Annotated in this window: 9 protein-coding genes, 2 tRNA genes and 1 pseudogene; 6 read left to right on the plus strand and 6 right to left on the minus strand. The window is 62.1% G+C overall.

Features of this window, described 5'->3' with window-relative positions; all coding sequences use genetic code 11:
- The 3 genes from U0988_RS04555 to U0988_RS04565 form a co-directional block, all read left to right on the plus strand.
- Positions 1–234: c-type cytochrome (locus U0988_RS04555; protein ID WP_322291457.1), on the plus strand; the 234-nt coding region annotated here is incomplete at its 5' end.
- Positions 231–2,819 (plus strand): cbb3-type cytochrome c oxidase subunit I, encoded by a 2,589-nt coding sequence (locus U0988_RS04560; protein ID WP_322291458.1) that lies wholly within the window; start codon positions 231–233, stop codon positions 2,817–2,819. The genes U0988_RS04555 and U0988_RS04560, both read left to right, overlap by 4 nt.
- A 4-nt stretch (positions 2,820–2,823) precedes the next feature.
- Positions 2,824–3,105 carry a hypothetical protein gene (locus U0988_RS04565; RefSeq protein ID WP_322291459.1) on the plus strand — a complete coding sequence of 94 codons (282 nt, stop codon included), beginning with the start codon at positions 2,824–2,826 and terminating at the stop codon, positions 3,103–3,105.
- Between the two features lie 41 nt (positions 3,106–3,146).
- On the opposite strand, the gene U0988_RS04570 is transcribed toward U0988_RS04565, so the two are convergent.
- The 4 genes from U0988_RS04570 to U0988_RS04585 form a co-directional block, all read right to left on the minus strand.
- A tRNA-Pro gene (locus U0988_RS04570) sits at positions 3,147–3,223 on the minus strand.
- Positions 3,224–3,264: 41 nt separating this feature from the next.
- Positions 3,265–3,338: transfer RNA gene (locus U0988_RS04575), tRNA-Ile, on the minus strand.
- Positions 3,339–3,432: 94 nt separating this feature from the next.
- Positions 3,433–4,431: a polysaccharide deacetylase family protein gene (locus U0988_RS04580; RefSeq protein WP_322291460.1), complete on the minus strand. Its 999-nt coding sequence runs from the start codon at positions 4,429–4,431 to the stop codon at positions 3,433–3,435.
- 52 nt (positions 4,432–4,483) lie between these two features.
- The gene (locus U0988_RS04585) at positions 4,484–6,169 is read right to left on the minus strand and encodes a sensor histidine kinase (protein ID WP_322291461.1); all 1,686 of its coding nucleotides are present in this window, start codon (positions 6,167–6,169) and stop codon (positions 4,484–4,486) included.
- A gap of 266 nt (positions 6,170–6,435) precedes the next feature.
- Here U0988_RS04585 and U0988_RS04590 point away from each other — a divergent pair, with 266 nt between their 5' ends.
- Complete coding sequence (locus U0988_RS04590) at positions 6,436–6,900, plus strand: Lrp/AsnC family transcriptional regulator (protein WP_322291462.1); 465 nt, start codon at positions 6,436–6,438, stop codon at positions 6,898–6,900.
- A gap of 70 nt (positions 6,901–6,970) precedes the next feature.
- A complete protein-coding gene (locus tag U0988_RS04595) occupies positions 6,971–7,240 on the plus strand; it encodes a hypothetical protein (RefSeq protein ID WP_322291463.1) in 270 nt (89 codons plus the stop codon).
- A gap of 56 nt (positions 7,241–7,296) precedes the next feature.
- Here the strand turns inward: U0988_RS04595 and U0988_RS04600 are convergent, their stop codons facing one another.
- Positions 7,297–7,728, minus strand: coding sequence for a hypothetical protein (locus tag U0988_RS04600; protein ID WP_322291464.1), 432 nt, complete (start codon positions 7,726–7,728; stop codon positions 7,297–7,299).
- 96 nt (positions 7,729–7,824) lie between these two features.
- Between U0988_RS04600 and U0988_RS04605 the strand changes: the two genes are divergently transcribed.
- Positions 7,825–8,217 (plus strand): hypothetical protein, encoded by a 393-nt coding sequence (locus U0988_RS04605; protein ID WP_322291465.1) that lies wholly within the window; start codon positions 7,825–7,827, stop codon positions 8,215–8,217.
- Between the two features lie 15 nt (positions 8,218–8,232).
- Here U0988_RS04605 and U0988_RS04610 read toward each other — a convergent pair.
- Positions 8,233–8,382 (minus strand): annotated as a pseudogene (locus tag U0988_RS04610) (acetyl-CoA carboxylase biotin carboxylase subunit); the annotation flags it as partial.

Here is an 8,382-nt window from a genome sequence, read left to right on the forward strand (position 1 = left end):
GCGTGCCACCGGGTTGCGGGTACGGAGGCGAACGGGCTTGCCGGACCCGATCTCACCCATGTCGGGAGCCGGCTTTCCCTCGGGGCAGGAATCCTGCCCAACAACCGGGGGACGCTGATGGGCTGGATCGGGGATAGCCAGTCGATCAAGCCGGGGAACCGGATGCCCAGCTATCCCATGCTGTCGGCGCAGGAAGTGGAAGCGATCGCCATCTGGCTCGAGCAGCAGAAATGACCGGTCGTTCGTTGAGCGACCGGCGGGATGCGATGGAGGGGCGGCGATCCGAAACCGGGTTCGACCACAATCTCTACCGCTTGTTTCCCACGCATCGCCCGCGTCCCGAAGGGGAACTGGAGGAACTGGAAAGGATCTGGGAAAACCCCAAGGGTTGGGGCCTGCTGACCGTAGTCAACAACAATTACGTCGGGTTCTTCTACGTCGCGACCGCGTTCCTGTTTTTCCTGCTTGCCGGAATACTGGCACTCGGGATGCGGATCCAGCTGGCCGCGCCGCTGCAGGAATTCCTGCCGCAGGATACCTACAACCAGTTCTTCACCATGCACGGCACGGTGATGATGTTCCTGTTTGCGGTGCCCATGGTGGAGGCGATCGGCATCATGTTGCTGCCGCAGATGCTGGCGGCCCGCGACCTGCCGTTCCCGCGCCTGTCCGCTTATGCGTTCTGGGCCTATTTTGTCGGCGGATTGTCCTTTTTCGCGTCGCTGTTCGTCGGATTGGCGCCCGATGGCGGCTGGTTCATGTACCCACCGCTGACCTCGATCGCCTACAGCCCTGGGATCAACACCGATTTCTGGCTGCTCGGGATCGGCTTCATCGAGATTTCGGCCATCGCCGGGGCCATCGAGATCATCGTCGGCGTACTGCGCACACGCGCGCCCGGGATGACGCTGGACCGGATGCCGATGTTCGCCTGGGCCATGCTGGTGTTCGCGGTGATGATCGTGATCGCGTTTCCCAGTGTCATCCTGGGGACGCTACTGCTGGAATTGGAACGGGCTTTCAACTGGCCGTTCTTCGATCCGACCCGGGGCGGCGATCCGCTGCTGTGGCAGCACCTGTTCTGGTTCTTCGGCCATCCGGAGGTTTACATCATTTTCCTGCCTGCCGCGGGGCTGATGAGCATGATGGTGGCGACCATCGCCCGAACCAGGCTCATCGGTTACCGCCTCAACGTGCTGGCGCTGGTGGCGACCGGCTTCATCAGCTTCGGGGTGTGGGCGCATCATATGTTCGCCACCGGAATGCCGCGCCTGTCGACCGGCTATTTCAGCGCCGCCAGCATGGCCGTGTCGCTGCCGGCAGGCATTCAGGTGTTCTGCTGGATCGCCACGCTCGCCGCGGGCAAGATCCGCTGGTCGACTCCCGCGCTGTTCGTTGTCGGCAGCGTCACGATCTTCGTGATGGGGGGGCTGACCGGCGTGATGCTGGGCATGGTACCGTTCGACTGGCAGGCGCATGACAGCTATTTCGTAGTCGCGCATCTGCATTACGTGCTGCTGGGCGGAATGGTCTTCCCGATGTTCGCCGCATTTTACTACTGGAACGGCATGACCAGCCGCAACGCTCTGTCGGAACGGCTGGGCAAGTGGGTGTTCTGGCTGATGTTCACAGGGCTGCACGTGACGTTCCTGCCGATGCATCTGACCGGAATGATGGGGATGCCGCGCCGGGTTTATACCTATCTGCCCGATCGCGGGCTGGATATCCTCAACCTGGTTTCCACCATCGGCGCGTTCATCATCGCCGCCGGGGTGCTGCTGTTTCTGATCGATCTTGCCCGCAAGTTCCGCTTCACCACCAGCGACGACGCCGGCAATGTCTATGGCGGCGGGACGCTCGAATGGCTGCCGACCGGCATGTATTCAACCCGGTCGATCCCGGTCGTGCGGGACCGGGAGCCGCTGTGGCACGACAAGGACCTGTGCGACGACGTTGCGGCGGGACGATATTTCCTGCCCAACAGCGCCACGGGACTTCGGGAGACGATCATCACCTCGCCGATCAACGCGGAACCGCAATATCTGCAGTTGATGCCGGGTCCGTCACCGTATCCCGTCGCTGCCGCGGTGTTCACTGCAAGTTTCTTCCTGTCCCTGACTGTTCAGGCCTACGCCTTCGCAGTGTTCAGCGGGGTCGTCGCGCTGCTGTGCGTGCTGCGCTGGTTGTGGGAGACCGATCGTCCGATTCAGCAGGACACCGCGGATATCGGTGCCGGCATCATGGTGCCGATCGCCGTTACCGGGCCTTCGGGGCATGGGTGGTGGGCGCTGAACGTGCTCATGATCGTGTTGGGGATGATCGTTTTCATGGGCATGTTCAGCTATCTGTATCTTTACGGCATCCACCCTGAAGTGTGGATCGCCCCGCCGGCTCTGCCGCAGACGCTGGGGATCTTCGCGCTGCTGGCATCAGCATTCGTCTGCGCCTGGCTGTCGCGGCGTGTGCTCGGCGGAAAACGAGCCGACGAATTTCCCGGGCAGACCCCCTGGCTCAGCGCCGCGCTGGGCGCTGGGCTCCTGGTAGCAGCGCTCTACTGGGACTGGACAGGGTGGAACGGTGCCGGACTCGCTCCGGACGCGTCAGGGCAGGGGGCAACGGTCTTCGCCCTGCTCGCGTTTCAGGGGTGTACCGCGGCCATTGCGGCAATCATGGCGCTGTATCTCGGGTTTCGGAGCGGCAGGGGCCTGCTTTCCGGGCCCGCCAATGTGACGCTCGACGTGGTCACGCGGTTCATCGGCTATACCGCACTTCAGGGTCTGGCGATCACGGTCCTCGTGCGCCTGTTTCCGGGCGGCTGAGTCGATGACGCGCGATCTTCGTAACCAGACGGACTGGCTCACGCCCTTGCTGGCGCTGGCACTGTGGGCGGCGCACTTCATGATACTGTGGGCAGCCAGCAGCATCTTTCCCGGTCAGCCGCACGCCCGCTGGATCGCACTGGCGGTAACCCTCGGCGCGCTCGCCGCGCTCATCTGGCTATGGCGAGCGAGCAAGGTCCGTTCCGTGTTTTCGGCAGCGGGCCTTGGCATCGCAGTCGCGGCCGCCGCTATTCTGTTCGACGCCCTGCCGGCCCTTATCGGATAGGGCGCGGTGCGAAGTGCGATGGTCCTGGTTTCAGAAGAAAATGGTCGGGGAGACAGGATTCGAACCTGCGACCCTCTGTTCCCAAAACAGATGCGCTACCAGGCTGCGCCACTCCCCGACATTTTTCGAGTACGAGATCCATCTAAAGTTGGCATCCGGTGGGCCCGGAGGGACTCGAACCCCCGACCTAGCCGTTATGAGCGGCCAGCTCTAACCAACTGAGCTACAGGCCCTCAGGATCTCGTTCAGCGGTGCAGCGCCTAGCTTGGCTTGGGGCAGGTGGCAAGCGCCAAGATGAAGCGGAGTGGGTGTAAGCCGCAAAAGGTGTCAGATTTCGACCGATTTGATGATTTCCGCCACGCTGGTGGGCGCTATGCCGCGCTTTTCGAGATAGCTGTAGATTGTCCGCCACCAGTCGTAGAACCGGTCCAGATCCTCTTCCGTCCGCACATAGGGCGTGTTGCCGGGAACCAGCGAGGGGCTGTGGAACGACAGCACCAGCAGCGGCAAACCGTCATCCAGCGCAATGTCGATACCGCGCAGCGCTTCCTCCGCCGAAATGCCTTCAGGGGTCAGCGAAATGCGCTCCAGCAGCGACAGTCTCGACAGGATGCCGCCCAGATGGGGATGCCGATCCACCAACGGCTGGAGCAGGTCGCCCTGGCGGCGCATGAGCCCCCAGAAGACCGTGGTAAGCGGCAGTTCCAGCACCCCGCGCGGTTCGTCCAGCCAATAGGGCACCAGTGGCGTCGCGCGGTAATCGGGGCCGTGTCCGGCGCGGTAATCGAATTTGCTGCGCACGGAGCTGTCGATCGCAATTCCCGCTTCTCGCAACATCGCCGCGCTGTTGGGGCCGAGTCCGTACCGGCCGGCACGGTAAATCATCGGGTCGGTTTGAAAGCTCTCTTCGATCTTCTCTTTTAGCCGGAGGAATTTCTCCCGCTCCAGCCCCGGCGGCAAATTCCCGGCATAGCTGTTGAAGGAATTGACTTCCTCTTCATGCGGGGGATTGACCCAGGGGTGAAGCTGGATGCCGATCTCTGCCCTGCCGGCTTTTACCGCATCGCCGAGAATTTCGGCCGCCACTGGCGATGCCGCCACCGGCCAGTCGATCAGATAGACCGGCGATACCCCGATTCCTTCGCAGAACTGCTGGAATTTCGTAAGTCGACCCACATGGTCCAGTCCGTGCTGGTTGACCGTGAATGGCGCGTTCCAGTCGAACTCTTCTTCCGTGTCCACGGTCAGCAGGCTGCGCTGCCCCCAACCGGCGCGGAACCGGGCGATCCGGTCGGGTCCTGGGGCATCGGATACGGACGGTGGCACTTGGATGATGCTCCCCTGTTCAGAACCGGAGTGTCCCGCTGCAGAGACCCTGTCAGGCGGTGTCGGCGTTGCTTGCAGAACCGTTCGCCTCACCGTTGGATAGCGGTAGTTGCAGCATTATCCAATTATCCATCCGCACCAGGTCGCCGCCCGCCGCGCGGGTTTCGGCGCGCACCAGCCGCAGGGAGAATCCCGTGCCGAATACCCCCGCGCTCAGCGATCCGCCGCTGGGGCGTGTACTGGCAGCAAAAATGTCATCCGATTCGGAAAGACTAATCGGCAGTTCGCAAGCGAGCCTGGCCATGCCTGCGCCCTGATCCAGCGTGACATGGACCAGTTCGCCCGCGCCGGTGACGCTGGCGAGTGTTGCCAGCAGCCGCCAGCCAAGTGCTTCGCATTCGCGCTCCGACATGGCGATCCGGCATGGGCGGTCGTCCGCAGCCAGTTCAAAGCTGGAAGTGCGGGGGCGAAGGACGTCCTGCAACTGGGTGCAGGTGCGCTCCACCATCGCGCGCAGGTCGGCGGTGCCTTCCTCCATTTCCAGCGCGCCGGCTTCCAGCCGGGCGAGCCGGTCCAGCTCCTCGAACCCGGCCAGAATGCGGGCACTGTCACCGGCGATTGCTGCGGCCAGGGCGCGGTATTCGTGCGGGGTGGTGCCGAACAATTGCTGCTGGATGATCTCCGAAAAGCCCTGGATCGCGTTCACCGGGGTGCGCAATTCGTGCAGCAATTGGCGAAGCCGGTCCGCTTCGCTCTCCCTGCTCGAAGCCGATTGCGTCGTCCCGCCCGAGGCGGTTACCGCAGGGCGGCGGAATTTGCCGGCATAGCCGTAGAACCTGCCGCCGGGGACCGTGAAGCGCGGCGTAGCATCGACGACCCAGCGACCCTCGATCAGGGGAGCGCCCTCCAGGATGATGGAATAATTGCGCAGCGGCTGATGCCGGGCGAAGGCAATCGGGGTGATCCCTTCGTCGCCGAGCCGCTTGCCGACCATCATCGGCGCAACCGACGCTTCGGCCCAGTCGATACGTCCTTCGGCATCGCTGGTGAAGGCGAATCCCGACAGGCGGGGCAGGTCCTGGCCCCGCTCATCGGACGAAGGGAGCGGAGACGATCCGCTGGCGCGCTGGGTCCGGCGGGAGGAACGAAAAGCCTCGATCCGTTTGACCAGAGCGCCGATTTCGCTGCCTTCGGTGCCGGAGATGGGTGCAGAGGCGGGCGCGGGCTGCGCTTCGGGCGGGACGGCGGCGTCAATGACGCTGGCGGGCGGCGGTGTCGGCAGTCCGCGGTCGTGAATACCCAGCCGATCGAGCAATCGGGCGGTGCTCGGGGGCATATCGCGGCGCAGGCGCAGAAATCCGCGCGCGCGGACCGGCAGGCGCGGGATCAGGTCCTGCCATTCCGCATCCGACAAATCGGCGCGGGCCAGCGCGGCCACGGCCACTTCGGGCTCGTCTTCCGCCAGATGCAGCGCCAGGTCGGGATTACGGAACCGCAGGCCGGGATCGCGGATCATCGCCGCGCGTTCGCTGGCCGGCAGCAGCTCGCCCAGCGCCCCCAGTCGCAGCCATGCCGAGGCGAGCAATTGCTGGTCGCGGCGGGCCGAGGGTTCGCCGGGCGCATGCACGGTCGACCGGCTGCCGAGCAGGTCGAGCAATTGCCGGAACTGTGTTCGCGCGGCACGCTCGCCCGTCGCGCGGTGGCGCAACACGGTGGCAAGGCGGTCGTCGAACAGCATCTAATCTCCGCAACGGTGGGTCGGGCATAGCGAAATCGGCGTCGTCCCCCGCGCCCGTGGCTCTCGCCAGGTTCCGGGCACGGGCAATCTGCAACTGCCGTGCCCCTATCAGCTTCGCGCCGAACGAATATGGCTGCGGCGAGTGCGTTGCAAAGCGGGACAATTGCTGGCAGGAACAATAATATTAGGGGAGAGCCGGAAACGATGCGGCTTTCATTACCGGAACGCGGCATTATTCGCCTGTCGCGCTATAGGGGACGCAAGCCTTGGCCAATCTTGACCCAATCGACCGCAAGTTGCTTGCCGAATTGCAGAACGAAGGGCGCGTGACCAATGTCGAACTGGCGCACCGCGTCGGTCTGACCGCGCCGCCATGCCTGCGCCGCGTCCGCGCACTGGAGGAAGAAGGCGTCATCCGCGGCTATCACGCCGATCTCGACGCTTCCCAGCTCGGCTTTGCGATCACCGTGTTTGCCATGGTCAGTCTGAAGAGCCAGGCCGAAACCGCCCTGCGCGAATTCGAGGAACACATGGCGCAGCTGCCCGAGGTGCGTGAATGCCACATGCTCAACGGCGAAATCGACTTCATCCTGAAGATCGTCAGCCGCGACCTGCAGAGCTTCCAGGAATTCCTCACCAGCAAACTGACGCCTGCGCCCAACGTGGCGAGCGTGAAGACGTCGTTGACGATTCGGACGGCCAAGCATGAACCGGGTGTGCCGCTGGGGTGAGGGGCTGAAGATGGGGTGGGAAGCAGCCTAAACTGTTGTCATTGGTGTGGACGTGATATCTACTCAACCGATGAACTACCAATTGATCTTATATGGTTCGCTTTCTCTGATTTCGGGCGTTTCGATTTTGCTCAACGCAAGAAAAAGGCGCCTGATGGCGGAGGCGTCGGTTACAAAGAGATTGGCTGAAATCGCTGGCGGTGCTGAGGAACTTTACTTCGAAGAACACCGGTCGCTTGAAGCTTATCCGCCACCATCGTCAGATGCAAAAATGAGACGGTTCGGCATTGTTCTGACTATCCTCGGTTTCGCATGCATCATTATGGGTTTGGCGAGTTAAAAAATAGTGCCCAGTTTTCCGCCATGTCATGGATGTCGTGGAAAGTTGCCGGTCGGCTAATCAAGCGCTGGTGTAAAAACTGGCTCAAACACAATTGCGATTGAGCCAGTTTGGCTTTCCGGCGATACCCAGATTCCGAAGCCATTCCTTTCCGGGCAAATCTTTTTGTTGGCAGTCTGTGTGGAAGTAATCACTCGCATGACTGCGCAGCCCCTGACATCGACCTCAACATCTTTTGAAAAACCGGTGGACTCCTCGCCTATCGACACGTCGATGCGCTCATCGAATAACAGCTCATCATCGAAATAGACTTGGACAGGTTCATCATAAAAATTGAAAAATACCGCTGTTCCGTGCTTTGGAGCGGTGTTCATGGTCTCCCCGCAACCGGCGATTGAAAACGCTGATAATGCTGCAAAAACCCATCGCATTTTGTGTTTGGTAGCAGAAAGTCGGTTGGCCGCAACTGGGTCGTAAGCAGACATCATGAAATTCCAAGGCACCCGATGGTCCTGCTGGCCAACCCTACCGAAGATATCGCGGTGCCATTGCCGCCCGATGCCAAACGCTGCATAACGTGCCCTATGCACCAATCACTTGCCATCGCGCTCGCCGCTTTCTCTCTCGCCGCCTGCCAGCCAGTCTTGCAGGCTGAGGCCGGGCCGGTACCAGCGGTCGCTGCGGCACCCTGGGTTCTGAGCGGTCCTGCCAGGGCCGGTTATGATCTGTCCGAAGCACTATGTTCGGGCTGTCACGCCACAAAAGCGGGCGAGATTTCGCCCAATCCTATGTCGCCCACTTTCCCAATGATCGCCAATTCCGCAGGGCTGACGCAGGAGACTTTGGCGGAATATTTGCGCGATTCGCACAATTACCCCGAGACGATGAATTTCGAAGTCGCGCAGGAAGACAGCGATGTGCTGGCGGCCTATATCATCACTCTGCGCAGCGACGATTACACCCCGCCCATACAGTAGGATCGGGCGCGGGAATTACCCCTCCCGCGTTGCCAGCCATTCTTCCAGCCATTTGATGCTGTAATCGCCGTTCAGCACATCGTCCTGCCGCAGCAGTTCCTGATGCAGCGGGATCGAGGTCTTGACCCCCTCGACCACCATTTCTTCCAGCGCGCGGCGCAGGCG

It is taken from the genome of Allopontixanthobacter sp. (assembly GCF_034376665.1).
Taxonomy (GTDB): Bacteria; Pseudomonadota; Alphaproteobacteria; order Sphingomonadales; family Sphingomonadaceae; genus Allopontixanthobacter.

Coding starts and splice junctions, on each gene's coding strand:
- U0988_RS04560 (WP_322291458.1), top strand. CDS start 231: ATGACCGGTCGTTCGTTGAGCGACCGGCGGGATGCGATGGAGGGGCGG.
- U0988_RS04565 (WP_322291459.1), top strand. CDS start 2,824: ATGACGCGCGATCTTCGTAACCAGACGGACTGGCTCACGCCCTTGCTG.
- U0988_RS04585 (WP_322291461.1), bottom strand. CDS start 6,169: ATGCTGTTCGACGACCGCCTTGCCACCGTGTTGCGCCACCGCGCGACG.
- U0988_RS04595 (WP_322291463.1), top strand. CDS start 6,971: ATGAACTACCAATTGATCTTATATGGTTCGCTTTCTCTGATTTCGGGC.
- U0988_RS04600 (WP_322291464.1), bottom strand. CDS start 7,728: ATGATGTCTGCTTACGACCCAGTTGCGGCCAACCGACTTTCTGCTACC.
- U0988_RS04605 (WP_322291465.1), top strand. CDS start 7,825: ATGCACCAATCACTTGCCATCGCGCTCGCCGCTTTCTCTCTCGCCGCC.